Consider the following 25,412-nt stretch of genomic DNA (forward strand, 5'->3'; position numbering starts at 1 on the left):
AAGACGCTATCTTCTGTAAAATATCTCGATGTTAGCTTACGGCAAGGTTATGTCATGGTATTACCACTTCCATTTTTGCGTTGCTTGATTTCGACCGGTTTAACGCCTTGCGCCGGTTCTTTGAATAGAGCGAGAAAGGCGATGAAGATGACGGCAATCATGACGCTGCCGAAGCCCCAGATTCCAGCCCAGTGGAACGTCAGACCCTGAACCGGTTCGGGGTAGGAAAACCATTTCTCCATCAGATGTCCCCCCAGTCGGTATCCCAGCAGACTGCCGATTCCCTGACATCCCAGCGTAATGAGCCCTTGCGCCGCCGTGCGCATGTAAACCGGGGATTTTTTATCGACGTAGATATAGGCGGTGACAAAGTAAAAGTCATAACTGACGCCGTGAAGCAGGATGCCGATAAACAGCAGAGCGTAGGCGAACAGCTGTTCGGTGCCGCCAAAAATAAAAAGCAGGTAGCGAAGCAGCGCGGTTGCTAGGCCGAGAATCAGCACGTATTTGATGCCGAAGCGCTTGATGAAGAAAGGCAGCGCCAGCATGAAAAAGATTTCTGAAAACTGTCCCAGCGTCATCCAGCCGGTGGCGTTCGACATACCGATCTCGGTGAGATAGCCGTTGGCGAAGATGTAATAAAACGATAGCGGCATGCTGAACAAGAATGAGCAAACGAAGAAGATCAGAAAGCTGCGATCTTTCAGCAATACTCGCGCATCTAATCCCAACATGACGGAAAGGCTGAGTTTACCGTGGCCTTTCGGCGGGGTGTGCGGCAGGCACAGGGCGAACAGGCCGAGTCCAGCGGAACTGGCGGCGGCAATCAGCAGCGGTATTTTGGTTGTGGCGATATCGCCATAGCCGAGCAGGGAGGGCAGAAATCCACAGGCGATGCCAGCGGCAATCCAGCCCAGGGTTCCCATGACCCGTATCCGCGGATAGTCACGCTCGACATCCGGGATGTTGGAGAACGCGATGCTGTTGGTGAGCGCGATGGTCGGCATGTAGGTCAGACAGTAGAGCAGCAACAGCGGAAAGAAGAGGGTGAAACTGGTTTGATTCGCTGCAAGGTACATCAGTCCCGCGCCGACCAGCATCAGCAGCGCCAGCACATACTGCGCCGGGAAGAAGCGGTCAGTCAGCGATCCCACCACGATGGGAGAGATGATGGCCGCGATGGCGGTGCAGGAGTAGCACCAGGCAATCTGGGTGGGGGTGAAGCCGTTATCGTTCAGAAATGGCCAGAGTGTGACGAACCAGGCGCCCCAGATGAACCATTCCATCATCATCATAAAGGAGAGCTTAACCATGGTTTTATTCATACAATATTCCCTTATTGTCGTTAACATAAAGACCCTTACACCAGCTAGCACTAAAGCAGTTCTAGGGTGTGTCCCGTGACTGTTTTTGTTGAGAACAGTATTGTTATAACTGTGCAGAACAACGCTCAGCATTGAACTAAAATGACATTTCCGAAATGATTCCTACAGCACTTTTTGATATGCAGGGAGAGTAAGGGACTTACCCTCATCTGTACATCTTCCCGTTGCCACACCCGGCGATAGCGGCGATATCACATATCGTGGCGGATAGCGGATAAATCGCCGCGTCAGCGCGATAAGCTAAACGGTGAAATGCGAGAGGCAATTCTTCCCTACAGACTCATATTATCACGGCAGTATGACAGCAAAAGAGAGCGATTTCGCCCTTATTGGACTGACCTGCTCCTTCGTTTGGCTTTACCGCTGCTGTCTCCGACGTTGCCCGCACTGAGCGGGTTAACGCTTTTTCGGGTGGCAAATACAGTCAGTCGTATGGTCGTTGACCAATCCCACCGCCTGCATAAAAGCGTAACAAATCGTCGGGCCGACGAATTTGAAGCCGCGCTTTTTGAGCGCCTTCGACAGGCTTTCCGAGGTGTCCGTCTGGGCCGGCACCTCGGCCAGCGTCGCGTAGGAGTGTGTCACAGGGCGATGGTCAACAAATGACCAGATGAAATCAGAAAAATTCTCGCCTTGCGCTTCCATATTTAAACGCGCCCGGGCGTTGGCCACGATCGCCTCGATTTTAAGACGGTTGCGGATAATGCCGCGATCTTGCATAAGTTGGGCGATCTCGTCTTCGGTCATGGCCGCAATCTTGATTGGATCGAACTGGTGAAAGCAGTGGCGATAGCGTTCGCGCTTCCTCAGCACGGTAATCCAGGAAAGCCCCGCCTGCTGTCCTTCCAGACAGAGCATTTCGAATAGCTTGTCGCTATCGGTACAGGGTTTGCCCCATTCTTCGTCATGATAGGCCAAATATAACGGGTCGGCCGTCACCCAACCGCAACGATTCATGGATAGCTCCTCGGTTAATTTTCGCCACGGGTTCATTTGCCCCTGGACCACTATGATGGACTTCTATTTGCCGCACAGTCTGCATCGTGATCCGCCGTATCTTCACACGTTGAATACTGTATGGGCAACCATGCTTTGTGGAGGGCGGTCGCAAAATAGACGGAGAAACCGCGTTAAAGTTTACCGATGATGACTATATGAATGGATTTTTGATGGCGAAATTCAATATTTGAGCGTAAATGAATGATGCATCTGCAAGGTCTGCCGACAGGGCGGGTTGACTGCGCTAAAGACCTTCTCGGGCTTTGTCGGCTGTTTGCGCCAGGTTGAATCTTAAGCGTGCAAGCATCCGTCGGTAGTTTGAAGGCAATGATGTAGCCAGCGTGAGCATGAGGCCCTTGATGAAAACGGCAATGCGTCTGGGTCTGTCACACGTTATTGAAAAAATTAGAGTTGCTGGTTGGAATATATTTTATATCAGGGGTGAAGGGATGGGTTTTGAGTGGATTATTGCTTATCTTGCGCTGGGTGCAGCCGTGGGATTTATGGCGGGATTATTAGGTATTGGCGGCGGCGGCATTATGGTGCCGATACTCACCGCCCTATTTGCCGCGCAGGGCGTACAAACCGAGCATCTGGTCCATCTGGCTTTGGGAACGTCGATGGCATCTATCGTGATTACTGCGGTTTCCAGCCTGCGCACGCATCATCAGCATCAGGCGGTGTTGTGGCCGGTCGTTTGGCGTATTACGCCGGGGATTCTGGTGGGAACCTTCAGCGCTACCTGGCTGGCCGCGTTGTTGCCGACTCAGGCGCTGGCGATCTTCTTTTCCTGCTTTATGGCCTATATCGCGTTTCAGATGGTGATGAACTTCAAGCCACAGCCGAATCGTCAACTGCCTGGCGCGTTAGGAACGTCACTGGCTGGGCTTGGCATCGGCGGTATTTCGGCGTTGGTGGCAATTGGCGGCGGTTCGCTGACTGTGCCGTTTCTGACCTGGTGCAACGTGCGTATTCAGCAGGCGATTGGTACGTCGGCGGCGGTAGGATTGCCGATAGCGCTGGCGGGTGCGTTGGGTTATATGGTCAACGGCTGGGACGCCCCCAGATTGCCGCAGTATAGTCTGGGCTACGTGTCGCTGCCCGCGGTGCTGATGATCTCGCTGGTGAGTTTTTTCACCGCCCCGGTCGGCGCGCGATTGGCGCATCGTCTGCCGGTCGCCACGCTGAGGAAAATTTTCGCGGCGCTGCTGCTGCTGTTGAGCCTGAAAATGCTGCAAACGGTGTTTTTCGGTTAACCTTCCGTTTACCGGCCCATTTCGCATTGATTGGCGGAAGAAAACGACGGCGGCGGATGCCGCAAATCCTTCCCGCAACCTTGATCGAATACGATGGGTTTCGGCCTGCATTGCCGTCGCTTTCGGGCTGGGAAACCGCGCCCCGCCCCGCGTAGTGAATTCGTCCGGATATGAACTTGTTGCCGCATTCCGGCTGTATATCTTGCACTCAGAGGGTATACTGGCGCACTCATTGTAAATCCACTTGTATCGCGTGCGAATCTAAATGCAAAAGTTTGATACCAAGACCTTCCAGGGCCTGATCCTGACGTTACAGGATTATTGGGCGCGCCAGGGCTGTACCATTGTTCAACCGTTGGACATGGAAGTTGGCGCGGGAACCTCTCATCCCATGACCTGCCTGCGGGCGCTTGGCCCAGAGCCGATCGCCGCCGCCTATGTCCAGCCGTCACGTCGTCCTACCGATGGGCGCTACGGCGAAAACCCCAACCGTCTGCAGCACTACTATCAGTTCCAGGTGATCATCAAACCTTCGCCGGACAATATTCAGGAGCTGTATCTTGGTTCGCTGAAAGCGCTGGGTCTGGATCCTACGATCCACGATATTCGCTTCGTCGAAGATAACTGGGAAAACCCGACGCTGGGCGCTTGGGGTCTGGGTTGGGAAGTGTGGCTGAACGGCATGGAAGTGACGCAGTTCACTTACTTCCAGCAGGTGGGCGGTCTGGAATGCAAACCGGTTACGGGTGAGATCACCTACGGGCTGGAGCGTCTGGCGATGTATATCCAGGGCGTGGACAGCGTTTACGATCTGGTGTGGAGCGATGGCCCTCTCGGCAAAACCACTTACGGCGACGTGTTCCATCAGAATGAAGTGGAGCAGTCGACCTACAATTTCGAACATGCCGACGTCGATTTCCTCTTTACCTGCTTCGCGCAGTATGAAAAAGAGGCTCAGGAACTGCTGGCGCTGGAAAACCCACTGCCGCTGCCTGCCTACGAACGTATTCTGAAGGCCGCCCACAGCTTCAACCTGCTGGACGCGCGCAAGGCGATTTCCGTTACCGAACGTCAGCGTTACATTTTGCGCATTCGCACGCTGACCAAAGCGGTAGCCGAAGCCTACTACGCCTCCCGCGAGGCGCTGGGCTTCCCGATGTGTAATAGAAAAGAGAGCTAACAGGCCATGACTGATAAAACTTTTTTGGTGGAAATCGGCACGGAAGAGCTGCCGCCGAAGGCTCTCCGTCAGCTCGCGCAATCTTTTGCCGCCAATTTCAGCGCGGAACTGGATGCGGCAGGCTTGACCTACCAGGCGGTGAACTGGTTCGCCGCGCCGCGTCGTCTGGCGCTCAAGGTGACGGCGCTGAGCGCCTCTCAACCGGATCGTGAAGTTGAAAAACGCGGCCCGGCCATCTCGCAGGCGTTCGACGCCAGCGGTCAGCCGACCAAGGCAGCCGAAGGATGGGCGCGCGGTTGCGGCATCACCGTCGATCAGGCCGAACGCCTGACCACCGACAAGGGCGAATGGCTGCTGTTCCGTGCGCAGGTCAAAGGCCAGGCGGCGCAAACTCTGCTGCCGGGCATGGTGAGCGTGGCGCTCAGCAAACTGCCGATCCCGAAACTGATGCGCTGGGGCAACTCAGATGTGCAGTTTGTTCGTCCGGTTCATACCGTGACCATGCTGCTGGGTGACGAGCTGATCCCCGGCACCGTGCTGGGCATCGAATCTGCTCGCACGCTGCGCGGCCACCGCTTCATGGGCGAAGCCGAATTCACCATAGATAATGCCGATCAATATCCTGAAATTTTGCTCGAACGCGGCAAAGTGGTTGCAGACTACGAAGCGCGTAAAGCGATGATCAAACGCGATGCAGAACAGGCCGCGCAGAAGATTGGCGGAAAAGCCGACCTGAGCGAAAGCCTGCTGGAAGAAGTGGCGTCTCTGGTCGAATGGCCGGTGGTGCTGACGGCGACGTTCGAAGAAAAATTCCTGGCTGTGCCTGCGGAAGCGCTGGTGTATACCATGAAAGGCGACCAGAAATATTTCCCGGTTTACGACGACGCGGGCAAGCTGCTGCCGCACTTCATCTTTGTGGCCAATATCGAGTCGAAAGATCCGCAGCAGATTATTGCGGGTAACGAAAAAGTGGTGCGTCCGCGTCTGGCGGATGCCGAATTCTTCTTCAACACCGACCGTAAAAAACGTCTTGAAGACCATCTTCCGCGTCTGGAAACCGTGCTGTTCCAGCAGCAACTGGGTTCTTTGCGCGATAAAACCGACCGTATTCAGGCACTGGCCGGATGGGTAGCAGAGCAGATTGGCGCAGACGTCAATCATGCGACGCGCGCGGGCCTGCTGTCCAAATGCGATCTGATGACCAACATGGTATTCGAATTCACCGATACCCAGGGAGTCATGGGTATGCACTATGCGCGCCATGACGGTGAAGACGAAGATGTCGCGGTCGCGTTGAACGAACAGTATCAGCCGCGATTTGCGGGTGACGATCTGCCTTCATCTCCGGTCGCCTGTGCGCTGGCCATCGCCGACAAAATGGATACGCTGGCCGGGATCTTCGGCATCGGTCAACATCCAAAGGGTGATAAAGACCCGTTCGCGCTGCGCCGCGCCGCGCTGGGCGCTCTGCGCATTATCGTAGAGAAACAGCTGCCGCTGGATCTGCAAACGCTGGCGGAAGAAGCCGTGCGCTTGTATGGCGACAAGCTGACTAACGCCAATGTGGTTGACGACGTGATTGAATTCATGTTGGGCCGCTTCCGCGCCTGGTATCAGGAAGAAGGCCACAGCGTCGATACCATTCAGGCGGTGCTGGCGCGTCGTCCGACCCGTCCGGCCGACTTTGATGCCCGCGTGAAAGCCGTCAGTCATTTCCGAACGCTGGAACAGGCGGTTGCGCTGGCGGCGGCCAACAAACGGGTATCCAACATTCTGGCGAAGTCGACGGAAAGCCTGAATCACAGCGTGCAGGCCTCGCTGTTGAAGGAAAAAGAAGAGATTCAGCTGGCGACCTACGTGACCGCATTGAACAGCAAACTGGAACCGTGGTTCGCCGAAGGACGTTATCAGGAAGCGCTGGTTGAGCTGGCGCAGCTGCGTGAGCCTGTGGATAGCTTCTTCGACAAAGTGATGGTGAACGCGCAAGAGCAGGACGTGCGGATCAACCGTCTGACGCTGCTCAACGAACTGCGTAATCTGTTCCTGAAAGTGGCTGATATTTCGGTATTGCAGTAAGGATTCGCGCTCGCTGAATCACGACAGGGCCTTAGTGGCCCTGTTTTTTTAGGTGGGTGCAGTGGAATGTGGCATGGCTGCGTTGCGGTATCTCACCGCAGCCTCTACGGGGAGAACAGCGAGATTATGCGCGCTGTTTTTCATCTTGCGAGAAAGTCGTTCGGCTATGCTTATCAGGGTAACCTTCTATGAGCAAGACGGCGAAACAAAAAACAGGAGTAGTAGACATGTTGGCGGATATCCGTTCGCGCTGGCTGATGCCGGTGATTATGGTTTTGATGACGCTGCAACTGGCGGCCTGTGGTGATAAAGACAAGGAGCAGCGTCAGGCATTCAACGCGTTTTTGCAGGGTGTGGAACAGGAACCGGGGCGTCAGCTACCGGGTCTGACGGACCAGCAAAAGCAGAGTTTCGGTCGTTATGCGCAGGATTACGCGATTCTGACGGGCTTTAGTCAGCAGTTGGATCAGGCGCTGGCGGGCAGTTTAACGCCGATGCTGGAGCAGGTCGCACGCATTCGTGTGCCGCAGGATTATCTGACAGAGCGGGAAAATCTGCGTCAAAGCATCGGCGCTTTAAATCTGCTCAGTCAGCAGACTCAGACCGCGAAAGTGCAGGCGGACAATGCCCGACACGCGCTGAAACAGCCGGAAGATGTACAAGCGGTGTATAACCGCGTGTATGAGCGAGTGGTGACGAAGCCAGCGACGGCCGTCGCTGCGGTGGTGCCGGTCAGTATCTCCTTTGCGCAGACGCTGGTGCAGGTCGGCGACTATCTGCAGACGCAGGGCGCTCAGGTGATGTTTAACGGCAATGGCGTGCAGTTCCAGACGCCGGCGCAGGTCGATCAGTACAACGGCATGATGACGCAGCTTTCTTCGCAGCAGCAGAATCTTACGACGATGTTGAAGGCACAACCGCTAATTGCAGTGCGTTAAAAGTGAATGACGGGCTGAGAGAGTTATCTCAGCCCGTCAGAGAGACACGCGCTTCCGGTATTGTCGGAGCGAGATGTTACGGGTTGTAGGTCAACTGCTCTGCGTGACCGCCGCTAAGCGCCTGCTGCCCGTTGTTCTCCCGCTCCCGTGAACTGGACAGGCGGAATACGGCAATGGCGTTGGACAACACAATCGCCTGTTCTTCCAGCGAGCTGGCGGCGGCGGTGGACTCCTGGACGAGCGCGGCATTCTGCTGTGTGGTGCTGTCCATATCCACGATGGCTTCATTAACCTGTGCGATCCCCCGGCTTTGCTCATCAGAAGCCACCGTAATTTCCCCCATGATGTCATGGATGTGCGTTACCGACGTCACGATATCGTGCATGGTTTTCCCTGCATCGTTCACCAGTCTCGCCCCGTGGCCAACCTGATTTACGGAGGTGGAGATCAGCCCTTCAATCTCTTTCGCCGCCTGAGAACTGCGTTGCGCCAGATTACGCACTTCACCGGCGACCACGGCGAATCCTCTGCCTTGTTCACCGGCGCGAGCGGCTTCGACCGCGGCGTTGAGCGCCAGAATGTTGGTCTGGAAAGCAATGCCGTTGATCACGGAAGTGATTTCAGCAATGCGTTTCGAGCTGCCTTCGATTTCAGACATGGTTTTGACCACCTCTTCCACCAGTTTTCCGCCGGACTGCGCGGTCTGGGTGGCGTCCAGCACCAGTTTGTTGGCGTGATGGGCGTTGCTGGCGTTCTGTTTCACGGTTGAAGTTAACTGCTCCATGCTGGCGGCGGTTTCTTCCACGGCGGCAGCCTGAGACTCCGTGCGGGAAGACAAATCGTCATTGCCCGCCACAATTTCGCGGGCAGCGGTATTGATCTGGCTGACGCCCAGACGGATATCGTCAATGATGTTGTGCAGATTGGCTTTCATCTTCGCCATGGCGTTGAGCAACATCCCCAGTTCGTCGCGGCGGGTGCTGACAATCGGCATGGTGAGGTCGCCGGCAGCAATGTTTTCGGCGATATCGACGGTCTGGTTCAGAGGCTGGGTAATTTGGCGAGAGATAAACAGGGCGGCGACGATACCCAGCAGCAGCGTGACCAGCGTCGTCAGGGACAACCACAGCGTGGCTTCGTTGATATCTTTCTGTGTCTCGCGGGTTTCGTTCTCCACCATGCCGGTGATCTGTGAAATCAAGGTATTGGCCTGCACGCCGAGCAGATCGACCTGTTTCAGCTCTTCCTGGTAAGCCGGAAGGTAGGCTTGCACCAGAGATTTATAGCTAGATAGTGATGTGACGATCGACGCCAGCTGTGTTTGACGGTCTGCGGGCAGCGATTGGATCAACTGGTCCAGCATCTGTTCGGTGTCTTCGACTGCGGCAATGAGCGTCTTTTCCGCATCCTGATTAAGGGATAGCAGCAGGCCGCGGCCCTGATAGCGGATGTTGGTGAGTTTCAGATCCAGATCGGCTAATTGAAGTTGTAAAGGGAAATTACCTTCATTTTTAGCCTGTTGCTCAAATGCATTTAACACCGTTTGTGTTTCAGAAATATTCCAGCTTTGTCTTATCTGATCCTTTTTACTCACAGCATCCACATAATCTTTTTGCTTTTTCTGATATTCCACTATGGCTTCAGATATTTTTCCCAAACGGTCTTCGTAATCTAAATACCAAGACTTATTTTTTGCTTCGCCGACTAAATTGACAATATTGTTAATATGTTTGCTGTTGTTTGTGATGGCATCGGGGTTGTATCCCGCACTGTATAGAACGCGATAATAGCGGGCTTGGTTGACTTCATCGTTGATTTGGGCACTGAAAGTCGCTTTATCGAAGCGATCTTTCAGCGTGACGATGTACATCATCCCAACTGCGGCTATAAGAAGGGTCAGCGCTAAAATTAGAGAGAATCCTAATCCTAACTTCCTGCCTACCTTTATATTTTCAAATTTAATCGCCATTTTACTCTTCCATTATTAATGAACTCAGTCATTAAGGGAGATCCCTAATGTGTTGACTGTCATTTGTTGCAGCCAGAAGAAAATCTCCGCCACCCTGTACAAGGTGGCGGAAAATAATCAAAGAGCGCTCGAGAAAATTATCGGCATGGTAAAGTAAAGCTTTACTGTTTACTTCGTCATAAAAGAATGTAAAGCGGAAATAAAAAACCCGGAATAAGTAAGGTTATTCCGGGTTGGAGGGGGAGCTCGCATTTAGCGGGGCAGGCTACCTATTTGGCAAATTATTTTTTTGCTTCGGCAAAGCGTTTTGCAGCTTCGTCCCAGTTGACGACACTCCAGAACGCTTTGATGTAGTCCGGGCGACGATTCTGGAATTTGAGGTAGTAGGCGTGTTCCCACACGTCCAGAGCGATGATCGGGTAGCCGGATGCGCCGGAAATCGCTTCACCCATCAGCGGGCTGTCCTGGTTAGCCGTTGAGACGACCGCCAGTTTGCCGTCGTCTTTCAGCACCAGCCAGGCCCAGCCGGAACCGAAGCGGGTTGCCGCGGCTTTCTCAAAGGTTTCTTTAAAGGCGTCAACGCTGCCGAAATCACGTTCGATGGCGGCTTTCAGATCGCCGGTCAGCGTCGTGTCCAGCTTCAGGCCTTTCCAGAACAGGCTGTGGTTGACATGGCCGCCCACGTTGTTACGCAGCGCGGTTTTCTTGTCAGCCGGAACCTGATCCAGTTTAGTGATCAGCTCTTCCGGAGACAGTTTCGCGAATTCTGGCAGAGATTCTAACGCGGCGTTGCTGTTGTTGACGTAAGTCTGGTGATGTTTGCTGTGATGGATTTCCATCGTTTGCTTGTCGAAATGCGGTTCCAGTGCGTCATAGGCATAGGGCAGGGATGGCAGTGTGTAACTCATATTTTGCATCTCCATAGTGGGCGTGCATTGATATAAATGAAGCGGCACTTGATTTGTTAGTCCCGCGTAAGCATGAGGTTCATTATAGTTAATTAAATGATATTGAAAATGGTTATTCTTGGCTTTCTGCCGATGTGTGGCAACTTTATTCCTTTTCCTACAGTCACTTATAAGATAATGGGTAGGCCTAACAACCAATCGGTCTAAGCGGCTAGTCGCGCAGACGCCGGGGATGGGTGTAGATCGTCGCACGTCCCGGACGGCAAAAACCCACCAATGTGAGCTGGCTGCGTTGCGCAACGTCGACCGCCAGCGCGGTGGCTGCGGAGACGGCGAAGAGAATTTCTACGCCGCAGAGAACGGATTTTTGCACCATCTCATAGCTGGCGCGGCTGGATACCAGCGCCGCGCCCTGCTGCCAGGGCTGACGGGCGCGCCTACCCAGCAGTTTATCCAGCGCGATGTGTCGGCCTACATCCTCGCACCCTCCCAACAGCAAACCTTCCGGCGAAATCCAGGCGGCGGCATGGGTACAGCCGGTCCGCTCTCCGACGACCTGAACATCGCGCAACTGGGTTAGTGCGGACTCAAGCCGCGACAGTGAAAACGTTTGAGTGAAGGGGAGCGGCTCTATTGGCTTGCCGATCTCCTCCAACTGCTCGACGCCGCACACGCCGCAGCCGGTGCGGCCTTCCATTGCGCGGCGTCTGGCTTTCAGCCCGGCGAAGCGACGGCTGGAAAGCTCAATCCGCACTTCGATACCGTGACAGGTAGGCACGACATCGATGCCGTAGATATCGTTCGGCGATCGAATAATGCCTTCCGACAATGAAAAACCCAGTGCGAACGCATCCAAATCTTTGGGGGAGGCCATCATCACCACATGTGAAATGCCGTTGTAGACCAAGGCGACCGGCATCTCTTCCGCCAGCCAGTCGCGGCGGGGTTCCGCCAATGCAGACTGATGCCAGATGGTGTGCTGACTGGCTCCGGTCAATGGAGCCTGCGTATTTTCGCGCTGAGAAGGGTTGTTTTTCACCGGTACTTCCTGCGGTCGTTATGTGAAGCGGTGACATCAGTATTTCACCGAGCCCGGCGGGACGCGAATGTTATCTCCCTCCGCGGGATGACGAAGACGTTCGGCGGCTTCGGACGCACTGTTTCGAATTAGGTTCCATTCGTTGCCTAAAAATGAGCGCTGAATCGAATTCCTGTCCTTTTCAGACCGGCCGTATCTATCACAATTGATTAACATCATCTAGGATGAGTCCAACGATTTTCTGTTTGGGTAAGCACACCGTTCTGCATCAGGTGGCCTGGCGGTGTTACTGCGAATACCATGCCCAGTCCGCAGCATCAGCATACAAAGGAGACAGAAATGACCTATAACACTTCCTCTAGCTCAAGCCGTGTTTCTCCCGGAGCCTACGGCTTCGATGTCAGCCTGAAAAAACGTTACGAAAACTTTATCGGCGGCGCCTGGGTTGCGCCTTCCAGCGGCGAATATTATGTCAATCTGACGCCCGTCACCGGCCAGCCGCTGTGTGAAGTCGCCAGCTCGAATACCCGCGACGTGGATTTGGCGCTGGATGCTGCGCACGAAGCCAAAGCCGGCTGGGCCGCGCTATCGGCGGCCGAGCGCGCGCAGATCCTTAACCGCATTGCCGATCGTATGGAGCAGAATATCGATCTGCTGGCGAATGCCGAAACCTGGGATAACGGCAAACCGATCCGCGAAACTCGCCATGCCGACGTTCCGCTTGGCATCGATCACTTTCGCTATTTCGCCGCCTGTATCCGGGCGCAGGAAGGCGCGATCAGCGAAATCGACCACGACACCGTGGCCTACCATTTCCACGAGCCGCTCGGCGTCGTCGGGCAGATTATTCCGTGGAACTTTCCGCTGCTGATGGCGTGCTGGAAAATGGCGCCGGCGCTGGCGGCGGGCAACTGCATCGTACTGAAGCCCGCGAAGCTGACCCCGCTCTCCGTCCTGTTGCTGATGGAGATGATTCAGGATTTGCTGCCGCCGGGCGTGATCAACGTGGTTAACGGCGCAGGCGGGCAGATCGGCGAATATCTGGCGACGTCGCCGCGGATCGCCAAGGTCGCCTTCACCGGCTCGACCGAAGTTGGCCAGCAGATCATGGGCTATGCAGCAAAGAACGTCATTCCGGTGACGTTGGAGCTGGGCGGAAAATCCCCCAATATCTTCTTTGCCGACGTCATGGACAAAGAGGACAGCTTCTTCGACAAAGTGCTGGAAGGGTTCTCTCTGTTCGCCTTCAATCAGGGCGAAGTCTGTACCTGCCCGAGCCGGGCGCTGGTGCAGGAGTCTATTTATGAGCGCTTTATGGAGCGCGCCATCAAGCGGGTGGAATCCATTCGCGTCGGCAACCCGCTGGACGCCCATACCATGATGGGCGCACAGGTGTCGTCGGGACAGCTGGACACCATCCTCAACTATATCGATATCGGTAAGAAAGAGGGCGCACAGGTGCTGACCGGCGGGCGGCGCAAGTCGCTGAACGGCGATCTGACCGAGGGCTACTATCTGGAACCGACGATTTTGCAAGGCAGCAACAACATGCGGGTATTCCAGGAGGAGATCTTCGGGCCTGTGCTGGCGGTGACGACGTTCAAAACGCTGGACGACGCATTGGAGATCGCCAACGACTCCCCCTATGGTCTGGGCGCGGGCGTATGGAGCCGTAATGCGAACATCACTTACCGCATGGGGCGCGGCATTCAGGCCGGACGCGTGTGGACCAACTGCTACCATGCCTATCCGGCGCATGCCGCGTTCGGCGGTTACAAACAGTCCGGTATCGGGCGGGAAAACCACAAAATGATGCTGGAACACTATCAGCAGACCAAATGCCTGCTGGTCAGCTACTCGGACAAACCGATGGGGCTATTCTAGGCATCACAGGGTGAGACGTTAAATAAACAGGGCTGCCTCGGCGGCCCTGATGTTTATCAGCTGGATATTTGGGCGAGCAATCGCATTGAGTTGCCGCGGGGCACCCTATAAGCTGTTTATTATTGAATCAAAATAGGGCGAGGCGCGGATGACCGACAGGATCGGCTGGGTGGACAACCTGCGGGCGATAGCGTGCCTGATGGTGGTGATGGTCCACAGTGCCGCAGGGTATGTCACCGGCGGCGGCGCGCCGGGAAAGGTCTATTGGGAGGTCGCCAATTTGCTGGATTCCGCCTCTCGCGTCTGCGTGCCGCTGTTTTTCATGATTTCGGGCTACCTGTTCTTCGGCGAGCGGCAGGCGCAGGGTAAACACTATCTGCGCATCGGCTGCTGCATTCTGTTCTACAGCCTGTTGGCGCTGGGTTATATGGCGTGGTTGACCCCCATTAATCCGTGGCTGGCGCTGAGGAACAGTCTGCAAAAACCCGTGTTCTATCACCTGTGGTTTTTCTATGCCATCACCATTATTTACCTGTTTTCTCCGCTGATTAAAGTGCGTCAGGCGTCGGGTTATGCGCTGGCGGCGGCGATCGTACTGCTGGCGGTGGTCGCCAATCCCAATATGCCCGCGCTGATGAACGGTCAGCATCAGATGCTGCCGGTGAACCTGTCTATGTTCGGCGACACCATCTATTACCTGCTGTACGCTATTACCGGCAGGATGATCGGGATGATGACGATCCCCCGCTGGACGGCGCGATCGGCGCTCGGCGTCTTCGTTTTAGGGTCTTTGCTGGTGACGCTGGGGACTCGCCATCTGACGCTTGTTAACGGCGACTTTGATCAGACCTACTATCTCTACTGCGGGCCGCTGGTGTTCTTGGCCGCTACCGGTCTGTTGGTCAGTGGAAAATACTACCTCGCGGCGCCTTTACCGGGGCTGGCGCTGATAGCGCGTCATTCGCTGGCGATTTACGGCGTTCACGCGCTGGTGATCCACTATTTGCGCACGCATCAACTGACGCTCGAAAGCTCTCCGGTGGCGGATATTTTTTACGTCTTTGCGATGGCGCTGGCGGTCGGCCTGCTGTTTTCTCTGATGCTACAGCGCTTTGACCGGCGTCGTCTGGTGAGTTAGGGCTGACGCGACTGAGCCCGACGCAGTTGACGCGCCGAGGAGAAGCCGGGCAGCAACGCCGCTTTTTCCACGCCGATTCCCTGCCTGGTGCCCTGTTCGGCGCTCAGGCCGCAGATGATCAGATGGTGAATACCTTCCCGCTGCGACTATTCATGCGGTCCTGAGACGGTCAGGGCGTTGTGAACGTGTTTGTAGATCTGTTTATCCGGCTGATGATGGGGAAAACTCTGCCGCGTGACGAAGTCTGACTCCAACGGGAAAGGGTCCTCTTTCGCCGCGTGAAACACATCCTCCAACGCGACGCCCTGCCGTTTACAGCCATCGATCAGGCGCAGCAGCGCTGCCTGAAATGGGGGGAGATCGTCTTCCTGCCAGAAAGATCAATGCAAGAAAAAACGTTGTACATCAATTACTAACCGTGCAGTGTGCGGCATGGTTAATCTCCTTATTCAGGATAGTGGCTGTCATGCGCCCAACGTCAACGCGGGAGAAGGCTAAATCCGGACAGGATAGGGTTAAATTCGAACCAGCGATAAACCGGCGCTGCTTCGCCGTGGGACGTGACGCCACGCCTGGAATGAATTTTTTGCTGAAATCCTAACGAGTCTCTTCCTGTCCGGCTGAAAAGATGTTTAAATTATAAATCATATATTCTGCATAAATATTCATTGTGGAGTACGCGAGTAAAATGCCGTCGACCGTGTGAATCGCCGCGATCTTCTTCTGCATTTTGTCCAATATAGTGCGATGTAACCTACGTAATTCGGCGTTGGAGTGGTTACACTCAATGCCATCTAACTCGAGCAGGGATTAATTGTTATGACGACGATTTTGAAGCATCTTCCGGTTGGTCAACGTATCGGCATCGCTTTCTCCGGAGGGCTGGACACCAGCGCCGCCTTGCTGTGGATGCGTAAAAAAGGCGCGGTGCCTTATGCTTACACCGCGAACCTGGGTCAGCCGGACGAAGAGGACTACGACGCGATTCCTCGTCACGCCAAGGAATACGGCGCGGAAAATGCGCGCCTGATTGATTGCCGTAAGCAGCTGGTCGCAGAAGGCATCGCCGCGATTCAGTGTGGTGCCTTTCATAACACTACCGCCGGTATGACCTACTTCAACACCACCCCGCTGGGCCGCGCAGTGACCGGCACCATGCTGGTGGCGGCGATGAAAGAAGACGGCGTGAATATCTGGGGGGATGGCAGTACCTATAAAGGCAATGACATCGAGCGTTTTTACCGTTACGGCCTGCTGACCAACGCGGAACTGCAAATCTACAAACCCTGGCTCGATACCGACTTCATCAATGAATTGGGCGGCCGTCAGGAGATGTCCGAGTTTATGGCCGAGGCGGGCTTCAGCTACAAAATGTCGGCTGAAAAGGCGTATTCCACTGACTCCAACATGCTGGGCGCGACGCATGAAGCTAAAGATCTGGAGTTCCTGAACTCCAGCCTGAAAATCGTCAATCCCATTATGGGCGTCAAGTTCTGGGACGAAAATGTCAAAGTCCCTGCGGAAGAGGTCACCATCCGCTTTGAACAAGGGCATCCGGTCGCGCTGAATGGAAAAATCTTTGCAGACGACGTCGAGCTGATGTTGGAAGCCAACCGTATCGGCGGCCGTCATGGCCTGGGCATGAGCGACCAGATTGAGAACCGTATCATCGAAGCGAAAAGCCGAGGCATCTATGAAGCGCCGGGGATGGCGCTATTGCACCTCGCCTACGAGCGTCTGGTCACTGGCATCCACAACGAAGACACCATCGAGCAGTATCATGCTCATGGCCGTCAGTTGGGCCGCCTGCTGTATCAGGGACGTTGGTTCGATCCGCAGGCATTGATGCTGCGCGATGCGCTGCAGCGTTGGGTCGCCCGTGAAATCACCGGTGAAGTCACCGTTGAACTGCGTCGCGGCAATGATTTCTCCTACCTGAACACCGTGTCCGACAATCTGACCTACAAGGCTGAGCGTCTGACTATGGAGAAAGGCGACTCTGTCTTCTCGCCGGACGACCGTATCGGTCAGCTGACCATGCGTAATTTGGATATCACCGACACGCGTGAAAAATTGTTCAGTTATATGGAAAGCGGCCTGCTGATTGCGGGCAGCGCCGGTGTGCCGCAGGTGGAAAGCGGTGAACTTCTGCAGGACAAAACCAAAAAATAATCGTCGAGCTTCCGTCTGATGCATTGAAAAAGGGCATACCTAGGTATGCCCTTTTTGTCGCTAGTGGTCGCCGCTGCCCGCCGGTTTTCATTCCCGCTGATGCTCCGTGCCATCTGATTTCCGCGCTGAACGATGTGGCGAGGGGGCGGCAATCAGGGATAAAAACGACCTCCGTTTATTGGCAAAGTATTTGTAAATATTAGGGGCTGTGTCAAACGCAGGGGAATCGCAGTGCCCTCGTTAAATGGTGCGGCACACATGATTGCGAACCTGACTCACTGCGATGCTTCCCTCGTCAATAAAATAAAAAAATCCCGTGAGGGACTTTTTTGTGTGTTCTTCGAACAAGTTCATTAATTAGACAGATTGTGGATGTTATCCAGCAATACATGACGAGAAAACAGGTGGCGCTGTTTTCCGAAAATAATATCGAAGCTCATATTGCTAATAAAACGGGGCGGCTCGCGATCGGACGAGACGGTTTTCCGATATTTCAGCGGCGGAATATTATACGTTTTCGTAAAGCAGCGGGAAAAATGAGGCAACGAAGAGAAACCACAAGCATAACAAATATCGGTCAGAGACCAGTTGGGCGAGATATGAATAATCTCTCTCGCCAGGGTGACGCGAACGCGCCAGATCCATCGCATGGGCGTAATATTATAGACTTGATTAAACAAGCGGCAGATATCGAACTTTGATTTGCCACTCACGGCTTCGAGTTGTTCCAGCGTGATGCTATCGCTGATATTCTCAATAATATAGTCGATGATCCCTACCAGACTGGTTGCTTTATTGTTATTTTCCAAAGTCTTTTTTAAGTTCGGGTGACGACGATACATGTCCTGAATAAGATTGTGGTTGAAGCTTTCATTATCCAAGGTGTGGGGGTAGGCATTATGTCGATTCATGGTGTCATCCAAAAATGTATTTACCGTGCCTGGAGCGGTTAATAAAAATGCTGAAAACGGCGTTGGTATTGGGTTGTTAATTATTGTCATTGCTGTCATTGACAGGGATACTCACGCAAATTGTGTGCCATATTTGGAATGGCCTTTTTCAGCGAGAAACGTAACGGTTTTTCCATTCAGTATTCCATTTTTGGGATGGCGACATTTCGTTATTGGGACTGTTCGTCTCGAAAATGGTCAGCGTTCTCAGCACGAGCGGGATATAAATGACAGGATCGTGTTAAAACTCCTCTTTAAACGTAATGCCGCAAAAATATCCACGCCGACCGGTCAGAAATGCATGGCGATGAGGCGTTGCTACGTATACGTTTACATCGGACGTTCGTTATTTCGACCCGATCGCTTTCAGACGTCGTGACCAACAAGGATGACAAAGTGAATAAGGTGGATAGGGAAAACGCGATAAATCGGATGGGGGAGCGGACATGAGCCAGGAAAACAGGATGGATATCTGTGGTAGCGCTGAGCATAGTGTACGAAAACTGGCGAACCCGCAGTGTATTTTGGTCCACCGGCAGACGTTGGATCGACCGGAAATTTCTGCCAAAGCGCGTTTGGCCTGCCGGATGGCGCCGCATGATACGCTCACCGCCAGCAAACTGGCCGAGGGCATTCTTCGGTGCCTGCTGGCGCCGCTGTGTCGCGCGTTGCCGCATGAGCTGACATTCGTTCGCACTCCCTTCGGCAAACCGTTCCTGCCCCAATATCCACAGTTTCATTTCAACCTGTCCCACACTCAGGCCGCTTTTGCTTTTGCCATCGCTCAGGGCGACGCCGTAGGGGTCGACGTTGAGGGAAATCGAGGGCGTGTCGAGCATAAACGCGGCGTGGCGAAACGTTTTTTCCATCCTGATGAAGCAAGTTGGCTGGATCAGTTTTGTGATGAAGAGATGTATGTACAGGCCTTCATTCGGATATGGACGCGTAAAGAAGCCTATCTGAAGGCGTTAGGACTTGGCCTGAGCAAGCCGTTGGACTCGTTCAGCTGTCTGACGCAGGAAGACGGGCGGATTCAGGTGCGGGATGGCTCTCATCCCGCAGGCGCGCAGATGGAGGAAGTCTGGTTTGAGGAAGCAAGCATGGCGCTCAGCTGCTGCATGTTGTCGTCCAATGAGACCGCGTTGAGCTGGCGGTATACCACCCTCACGGAACCGGACGCATTAATGGAGTGGCTGGGGTAATGCCGGCCTATACTTTCAGGACGGCGTGGGTTCGCGGTCTCCAGGGAATTACCCCCGGCGCATGCTCGTGCAGACGTTTCTGCAAAGTGATTGTGGTGATAATGGCGTATGTTTCCCGTCACTGACGAGAAAGAGAAGAAGGCACCCTTTGCCGATATCCCGATCCGTAAAGGGCGTCGCATCCATGGGTTTCTCCGGCGTCGCCGCGCAGTCCACCACGAGGGGTATACACGCAGAGCTTCAGCACAGAAAGAAAGCGTTTCCATTCCGATCTCCATCTCTCGTCATCCTGCTGGAGCATGAGAGTAACCGGCCTAGTCAGACCATCAACATCCTTTCTGACAACGCGACGGTCCGTCTTCATCCTTGTTCGAACGGCGCAATCCTGCGCTCTGACCGTGACGTGAATACATCCTTGTATATTTCCGCCTGCTTATGCCAGCGAAAACGCTTCCTTAAAAAGATTATGCCTGGTGACCGCGGGCATTGTTGTCTGAAATTGTGGGACAGAGTAATAATTGCAGTATGTAGGTAAACGCTGTGCATTGTGGCGCGAAATGTCGCCTGACGGCGAGTCAGAGCCATTCCGCACAATAGAAAACGGAGCAACTGTTGTATGCGGCTCCCAGCCCTACGGACAGCATGACATGCGGTTGCCCTGCGCTTCATAGCGATCGCTGAGAACGGCAATCAGGCTAATGAGGTTGACGGAATCCAGCAGACCATCAGGAGCGTACATCGGCGCGCCCTGAAATATGGCGTTGATGCGTGCATGATCGACGCCAATGGCTTTCAACAGCTCGCGTAGTAGTCAATGTGTCGTCTCGTCGCGGTGATGCCCAGATTCTGAGTGTTCCATACAAACTCTCCGACACGCTGTATTGAGCGCAGTATAACGGTCGATTAGGGGGTCACTTATTCTAAATTGTATACGCCGAGTTATGCTTTTTTGTGTACGTATACACGCTGAATATGCGTGTTTTTTTGGCTTTATGCCCGACGAAAGCGACATTTGGAATTGCCGATTGAGCGAGTGTTGGAAGAAGAAAATAAGAGGATGCCGGTGAAAGGTAAACGACACCATTAAAAAACCCGCTATACGGTCGAAGCCGGTTCAGCGGGTTTTATTTTGGTTCGAAACGCCCCGTCTTCGTTATTAAATAAGGCTCGTATCGACCTCAGGCAGAGACTCGAAACCGGGTCTGGCAAAATAATATCCCTGAGCGAAATCAATCCCGATTCCTTTAAGAAAACGATATTCCTTTTCTGTTTCAATACCTTCTCCCAGTACCTTGATATTCAACGTTTTCAACATGTTGATGCAGTGGGTGACGATAGTCTGGCGAGTCTCATCCCGATCAATATCGCGGATAAGCGCCATGTCCAGCTTGACGATATCGGTTTGAAAGTCCGCCAGCAGATTCAGCCCGGAATAACCTGAACCGAAGTCATCAATCGCCGTTTTGAAGCCCAGCTTTTTGTAGCATTCAATAATCGACTGTATGCGTTTGCTGTCTTTGGCCTGCTCATTTTCGGTGAACTCGAACATGATGTTTTTGATAGGGAACTGGTACTTTCTGGCCGCTTCCAGCGTAGAGCGGATACAACGTTCAGGACGATAAATGGCGTTGGGCAGGAAGTTGATGCTCAGCATGCCGGGCAGCTTCAGTCGGGCTGCGAGCGAGATAGCCTTGATTCGGCACAGCTGGTCGAAGCCGTAGCGCTTGTCATTGCTTATTTGCGAAATAATGCTGAAAGCAGACTCGTTATTGCAGCCTCGGACCAAGGCTTCGTAGCCGAATACGCGTTTAGTCACGCAGTCTACGATAGGCTGAAACGCCATGGTGAAGTCGAGGCCCAAATTATGACTGTCCGCGCAGTGAGCGCAGCGGGACGACATAAAAGAGGGCGATTGGAAAGTCATGGTTTAGGGATTTCCTGGATTAGGGGAAAATGGAAGCGCTCACCCGCGTGAAGCGGGACGATAAGATCGTGACGCCCTATAATAAATGTATAGCTTGTAAGCTGCTAAACTGCGTCTACCTGGCGATTTATCGGCAATATTTGTCTAAGAATTAAATGAACTTGACCGGACGATGCATAAAAATACGGAAATGGCGGGTTATCTGGATGATAAACATCGATATATCCAAAACGGTGCGGTAAAGCGCTTTACGGAGGAGGTGTGCGGGTGCGGTGAGCTGTCTCGGGGAATGATGCCCGCCCGTGGAGGAAAGCCAACGGGCGGACACCGAGAAGGTTACCAGTAGCGGGCGATTTCCTGGCGCAAGGCGTCGGCGATGACGCTTCCGTTTTCACCGGCCAACGCCCGCCCGGCGATAAACGTTTTAGCGTTAATCCCTCGGAAATGCTGCAACGCCTCAGGCACGATACCGCCGGTGATCGACACCTCAAATCCCATCTCCGACAGGGTATGCATGCGTTGGATGTCTTCGGGCGTCCAGCCGACTCCGGCCAGCTCCGCGTCTCGCGAACGGTGGTAGATCGCCTGCGTGATGCCCAGTTTTCGCCAGGCCTGCGCGTCTTCCCACGTCCAGTGGCCGTAGAGCTCCATCTGAATTTCTCTGTGGTAGTCGTCCGCGATGCTTTTACAGGCGGTGATCGTAGCGATATGGGCCGCGGCCGACACCGTGATCCAGTCCGCGCCTGCGGCAAAGGCCATTTTTGCCAGAATGGCGCCGCCGTCCGTGGTTTTCATATCGCAGACCAAAATATGGTCGGGATACTGCTGGCGCAGCGTGCGGACGGCGTTCATCCCTTCGGCGAAGGCCAGTATGGTGCCGACTTCAATGACGTCGACATACTCCGCCACGCGCGCGGCCAGATCGACGGCGGTGGGAAGGTCAGTAGAATCCAGTGCAATCTGTAATAAGGGCTGAGTCATGGTATGAGAATCCTTTTTCAGTGTTGAGACGGCGGCATGCGCCGTCCGGATCATGATGAGCGGTGAAACGGCTTATGCCGCGAGCATCATTCCATCGTGGCGTCAGTCTGACCGTAGTAAGCGTCAGCGCCGTGTTTGCGGAAATAGTGTTTGTCGGACAGAATCTGCGGGAGGCGAATCTGGTCATTCAGCCGCCGCGTCGCCAGCGCCATCGCCGCCACCTCTTCCAGCACGACGGCGTTATGCACCGCTTCCTCGGCATTCTTCCCCCAGCAGAAAGGAGCATGGCCATAGGCAACCACGCCCGGCACGGCAATGGGGTCGATGTCCCGTCGGCGAAAGGTTTCCACGATGCTCACGCCCGTGTTCTTTTCATAGTCGTCGGTGATTTCCTCTGATGTCAGCGGGCGGGAGCAGGGGATATCGCCGTAGAAATAGTCGGCGTGGGTAGTGCCCAACACGGGGATATCCATACCGGCCTGCGCCCATATCGTCGCATGACGAGAATGGGTATGGACGATACCGCCGAGACGAGGGAACGCTTGGTACAGCACCAGATGCGTGGCGGTATCGCTGGAAGGTCGAAGTCGCCCCTCGATGACGTTGCCGTCCAGATCGACGATGACGATATCGTCAGCCGTCATGGCTTCGTAGCTCACGCCCGACGGTTTGATGGCGATCAGCCCGCGTTGACGATCGATCTGCGAGACGTTGCCCCAGGTGAGGGTGACCAGCCGGTAGTGCGGAAGCTGTCGATTGGCGGCCAACACCGTTCGTTTCAGGTTGCTCAACATCTGTTATCCCTCCTCGTTGGCCGCCTGCGCGAGCGCATTGTCGATCGCGCGGTAAACCTCGTCCTTGCTGCGGCATGTGCGCAGTCTGTCGAGGTTGATGCCGGTAGGGCTGCTCTCGTCCTCCAGCGTTTGGGTGACTTCCGTCAGACCGACGATATGTTCGTCGGACGTACTGCCCGCCAGTGTGATCAGCACATCGACAGGTTCGTCCTCGCCATCGAAGATGACGGGGGTGGCCAGCGTCACCAGTGCGAAGGCCGTGCGTATGACGCCGTCTTCCGGACGTGCGTGCGGCAACGCAAGGCCGGGGGCGATGACGAAGTAGGCACCCATTTTCTCAATGCTGCGGATGATCGCGGCATGATAGCCAGGCTCAACCGCGCCGGCGGTCTCCAGCATGCCCGTGCCGATCCTAATCGCTTCCCGCCAGTCGGCCGCATGGGCCTGAAGCCGGATAGTGTCGTTGTCTATCAGTGATTGCTTGAAGTTCATGGTGTGCTCCTTTCTCGGCCGTTCCTTCAGCCGGACGCTAGCGGGAAAAATGCGTTCTGATCAGGTTGAGCAGTTCGTCGCCAAATGACTGGGGATTGAGCATGTTCTGCACGGCCAGTACGAATTTGCCCGCACCCGGCTCTATCTCTCCCGCGAGGTGGCGTGAGGCGACGATGATGTCGGTCATCGCGAGCTTCGATTTGTAGTCCGCCACCGCGCACGACTCCATCACATGCGGTATGTCCCTTTGCTCCAGGAACTTGGCGATTTTCATTTTCATCATCATGGATGACCCCTGCCCATTACCGCAGACGGTCAGAATCCGAACGGCCCGTTCCGCATTGACTGGCTCGGGTTCGGCGAGAGGCTGCGTCGCGGCCGCAGGCAGATCCGACGTCGGCGTCGTGGCATCTTCTTCCGCGCGCAAACGTCGGGCGGCGAAAAACATATAGGTGACGGCGCCGAGCAGGAGTACGCACAGAAACAGCGGCGACCAGGACAGCCCCTGCATGATGGGGGGGAACAGCAACGCCCAGTCGGCCATGCCCATCCAGCCGTTGAGCGGCGTGCCGTGGTGGGCGAACAAGGCAATCGCCCAGGCGGAGCCCAGCACTTCAATGACTCCCATCACGAAGCAGATCTTCATCACGGCTTTCCAGCCGCCGAAATGGTTGGCGAAGACGCCAATGGTGGCGTTAGAGAAGAACATGGGCACAAAGCCGGGAATGATGACGATGGGCGATTGGAAGGCGAGGAGCAACAGTAGCGCGGCGAACTGACCGGCGGCGCCCCACATAAAACCGAACACCATGGCGTTTGGCGAGTAGGCGTAGATAGCCGCGCAGTCGATGGCGAGCACTGCGTTGGGAATGACCCGCTCCGAGATGCCCTTGAACGCCTCCGAAAGTTCCGCGACGAACATGCGGACGCCGACGACGATAATCTGAATGGCTACGGCGAATTTCAGGCCGGTTTCCAGAATATAAATACTCCAGTGGGTGGAACCGGCCATCATCTGCAGGTTCTTCTGGCCGAAGGAGAGCAGGATAATGCCGAAGAACACGGTCATGACGATGGCGGTCGCGGCGATGCTGTCGTGAAAGATGTTCAGCCAGCGGGGAAGTTTAAGGTTATCGACGCTCTCTTTGGGGTCGCCCAGCCGGTGGGCGATTTTGGTCGCGATCCACGACGCCGCCTGCTGCTGATGACCGATGGAGAAGCCCGCGCCGCCGGTGACGGCCTCCGTCGGCTTGAACATGATGTTGGAAAAGATTCCCCAATACAGCGCGATGATGACGGCGGAGGCGATAATGGTTTCCCACATCGTGGCGCCCAGCACCAGATAAAACATCGCTATCAGCCCGGCCTGCTGAAACATGATGTGGCCCGTCAGCATAATCGTTCGGATACCGGTATAGCGGCGCAGCACCACCATCAGGATATTCAGGGCGAGCGCCAGTAGAACGGTGTAGCCCACCCAGGCGTAGCGATCCCCCATGACGGACATCGTCGCCATCATGGCGGTGTAGGGGTCAATCACCGAGCCGCTTAGCCCATGATATTCGGCGATCTTCTCTATCACCGGTTTGAACCCTGCGACCAGCGTATCGGCGCCCACCTGGACCAGCATGAAACCGATGATGGTTTTGAGCGTCCCTTTGAGGACCGTGGAGATATCCCGCCGCAGCAGCAGATACCCAATCAAGGTGACCAGTCCCAACAGCAGTGGCGCTTTGGTCATAACCTGGCTGTAGAAGATGTGAAAAATAGCGTATAGCGTTTCCATGATGCCGCTCCGTATCGGTGAAGGGCCATATGCCCGACGGTGATAACTCAATCCCTGTTACCTGCGTCCTTTCCTGCCAACGTGTGATTTAACTTCTCCTGCTGTTTTGTCGAATCGAGAGAAATCACGAATTTTCATTCTATGATTTTTTGTGATCTTTGGAATCATCATAAACAAGCGGCGGCGAAGATCAAGCTGTGCGTTGTGATTATCACGTCAGTTTACTTTTCTTTGTCTGCCGGCACTGAAAATGTAATACAAATAATGAGTTAATATCTTTGTTCTGTCGTTTTTTGTGAAGGAAGATTGGTTTTTGTGGTGTTAAAACCGTCAAGTCGG

At 54.6% G+C, this 25,412-nt stretch carries 21 protein-coding genes; 9 read left to right on the plus strand and 12 right to left on the minus strand.

What is annotated here, in order from left to right:
• Window positions 1-47 precede the first annotated feature (47 nt).
• Both I6N93_RS00205 and I6N93_RS00210 read right to left on the minus strand, forming a co-directional pair.
• A complete protein-coding gene (locus I6N93_RS00205; protein ID WP_085687587.1) occupies window positions 48-1,325 on the minus strand; it encodes a nucleoside permease in 1,278 nt (425 codons plus the stop codon).
• Between the two features lie 456 nt (window positions 1,326-1,781).
• Window positions 1,782-2,342: a DNA-3-methyladenine glycosylase I gene (locus tag I6N93_RS00210; RefSeq protein ID WP_085687585.1), complete on the minus strand. Its 561-nt coding sequence runs from the start codon at window positions 2,340-2,342 to the stop codon at window positions 1,782-1,784.
• Window positions 2,343-2,833: 491 nt separating this feature from the next.
• Between I6N93_RS00210 and I6N93_RS00215 the strand changes: the two genes are divergently transcribed.
• The 4 genes from I6N93_RS00215 to I6N93_RS00230 all read left to right on the plus strand — a co-directional run bounded on the left by I6N93_RS00215 (window position 2,834) and on the right by I6N93_RS00230 (window position 7,834).
• Window positions 2,834-3,640: a sulfite exporter TauE/SafE family protein gene (locus I6N93_RS00215; RefSeq protein ID WP_085687670.1), complete on the plus strand. Its 807-nt coding sequence runs from the start codon at window positions 2,834-2,836 to the stop codon at window positions 3,638-3,640.
• Window positions 3,641-3,905: 265 nt separating this feature from the next.
• The gene (gene glyQ, locus I6N93_RS00220; RefSeq protein ID WP_085687584.1) at window positions 3,906-4,820 is read left to right on the plus strand and encodes a glycine--tRNA ligase subunit alpha; all 915 of its coding nucleotides are present in this window, start codon (window positions 3,906-3,908) and stop codon (window positions 4,818-4,820) included.
• Between the two features lie 6 nt (window positions 4,821-4,826).
• Complete coding sequence (gene glyS, locus I6N93_RS00225; protein WP_085687583.1) at window positions 4,827-6,896, plus strand: glycine--tRNA ligase subunit beta; 2,070 nt, start codon at window positions 4,827-4,829, stop codon at window positions 6,894-6,896.
• Window positions 6,897-7,123: 227 nt separating this feature from the next.
• A complete protein-coding gene (locus tag I6N93_RS00230; protein ID WP_085687581.1) occupies window positions 7,124-7,834 on the plus strand; it encodes a DUF3053 domain-containing protein in 711 nt (236 codons plus the stop codon).
• Between the two features lie 76 nt (window positions 7,835-7,910).
• Here I6N93_RS00230 and I6N93_RS00235 read toward each other — a convergent pair whose 3' ends face one another.
• From I6N93_RS00235 to fdhD, 3 genes are all read right to left on the minus strand, one after another.
• On the minus strand, window positions 7,911-9,803 hold the full coding sequence (locus I6N93_RS00235) for a methyl-accepting chemotaxis protein (protein ID WP_085687580.1): 1,893 nt from the start codon (window positions 9,801-9,803) through the stop codon (window positions 7,911-7,913).
• A gap of 281 nt (window positions 9,804-10,084) precedes the next feature.
• Window positions 10,085-10,711 (minus strand): superoxide dismutase [Mn], encoded by a 627-nt coding sequence (gene sodA, locus I6N93_RS00240; protein WP_085687578.1) that lies wholly within the window; start codon window positions 10,709-10,711, stop codon window positions 10,085-10,087.
• A 211-nt stretch (window positions 10,712-10,922) separates the two neighbouring features.
• A complete protein-coding gene (gene fdhD / locus I6N93_RS00245; RefSeq protein ID WP_232100175.1) occupies window positions 10,923-11,708 on the minus strand; it encodes a formate dehydrogenase accessory sulfurtransferase FdhD in 786 nt (261 codons plus the stop codon).
• A 381-nt stretch (window positions 11,709-12,089) separates the two neighbouring features.
• Between fdhD and exaC the strand changes: the two genes are divergently transcribed.
• The 4 genes from exaC to argG all read left to right on the plus strand — a co-directional run bounded on the left by exaC (window position 12,090) and on the right by argG (window position 16,944).
• Window positions 12,090-13,634, plus strand: coding sequence for an acetaldehyde dehydrogenase ExaC (gene exaC / locus I6N93_RS00250; protein ID WP_085687574.1), 1,545 nt, complete (start codon window positions 12,090-12,092; stop codon window positions 13,632-13,634).
• Between the two features lie 148 nt (window positions 13,635-13,782).
• A complete protein-coding gene (locus tag I6N93_RS00255) occupies window positions 13,783-14,772 on the plus strand; it encodes an acyltransferase (RefSeq protein WP_085687572.1) in 990 nt (329 codons plus the stop codon).
• 278 nt (window positions 14,773-15,050) lie between these two features.
• Complete coding sequence (locus I6N93_RS00260) at window positions 15,051-15,188, plus strand: hypothetical protein (RefSeq protein WP_158088396.1); 138 nt, start codon at window positions 15,051-15,053, stop codon at window positions 15,186-15,188.
• A 403-nt stretch (window positions 15,189-15,591) separates the two neighbouring features.
• On the plus strand, window positions 15,592-16,944 hold the full coding sequence (argG, locus tag I6N93_RS00265; protein ID WP_085687570.1) for an argininosuccinate synthase: 1,353 nt from the start codon (window positions 15,592-15,594) through the stop codon (window positions 16,942-16,944).
• A gap of 353 nt (window positions 16,945-17,297) precedes the next feature.
• Here argG and I6N93_RS00270 read toward each other — a convergent pair whose 3' ends face one another.
• On the minus strand, window positions 17,298-17,855 hold the full coding sequence (locus tag I6N93_RS00270; RefSeq protein WP_085687568.1) for a helix-turn-helix transcriptional regulator: 558 nt from the start codon (window positions 17,853-17,855) through the stop codon (window positions 17,298-17,300).
• Between the two features lie 485 nt (window positions 17,856-18,340).
• Here I6N93_RS00270 and I6N93_RS00275 point away from each other — a divergent pair, with 485 nt between their 5' ends.
• Complete coding sequence (locus tag I6N93_RS00275; RefSeq protein WP_232100093.1) at window positions 18,341-19,096, plus strand: 4'-phosphopantetheinyl transferase family protein; 756 nt, start codon at window positions 18,341-18,343, stop codon at window positions 19,094-19,096.
• Window positions 19,097-19,727: 631 nt separating this feature from the next.
• Here I6N93_RS00275 and I6N93_RS00280 read toward each other — a convergent pair.
• The 6 genes from I6N93_RS00280 to I6N93_RS00305 all read right to left on the minus strand — a co-directional run bounded on the left by I6N93_RS00280 (window position 19,728) and on the right by I6N93_RS00305 (window position 25,073).
• Window positions 19,728-19,892 (minus strand): hypothetical protein, encoded by a 165-nt coding sequence (locus I6N93_RS00280; RefSeq protein WP_158088397.1) that lies wholly within the window; start codon window positions 19,890-19,892, stop codon window positions 19,728-19,730.
• Between the two features lie 360 nt (window positions 19,893-20,252).
• Window positions 20,253-21,020, minus strand: a complete 768-nt coding sequence (locus I6N93_RS00285; RefSeq protein ID WP_085687566.1) for an EAL domain-containing protein — start codon at window positions 21,018-21,020, stop codon at window positions 20,253-20,255.
• A 336-nt stretch (window positions 21,021-21,356) separates the two neighbouring features.
• On the minus strand, window positions 21,357-22,001 hold the full coding sequence (locus I6N93_RS00290) for a 3-keto-L-gulonate-6-phosphate decarboxylase UlaD (protein WP_026738492.1): 645 nt from the start codon (window positions 21,999-22,001) through the stop codon (window positions 21,357-21,359).
• Between the two features lie 86 nt (window positions 22,002-22,087).
• A complete protein-coding gene (locus tag I6N93_RS00295; protein ID WP_085687564.1) occupies window positions 22,088-22,795 on the minus strand; it encodes an L-ribulose-5-phosphate 4-epimerase in 708 nt (235 codons plus the stop codon).
• Between the two features lie 3 nt (window positions 22,796-22,798).
• Complete coding sequence (locus I6N93_RS00300) at window positions 22,799-23,287, minus strand: PTS sugar transporter subunit IIA (RefSeq protein WP_085687562.1); 489 nt, start codon at window positions 23,285-23,287, stop codon at window positions 22,799-22,801.
• Window positions 23,288-23,324: 37 nt separating this feature from the next.
• On the minus strand, window positions 23,325-25,073 hold the full coding sequence (locus tag I6N93_RS00305; RefSeq protein ID WP_085687560.1) for a PTS ascorbate-specific subunit IIBC: 1,749 nt from the start codon (window positions 25,071-25,073) through the stop codon (window positions 23,325-23,327).
• Window positions 25,074-25,412 lie beyond the last annotated feature (339 nt).

Source organism: Lonsdalea populi, from assembly GCF_015999465.1.
Taxonomy (GTDB): Bacteria; Pseudomonadota; Gammaproteobacteria; order Enterobacterales; family Enterobacteriaceae; genus Lonsdalea; species Lonsdalea populi.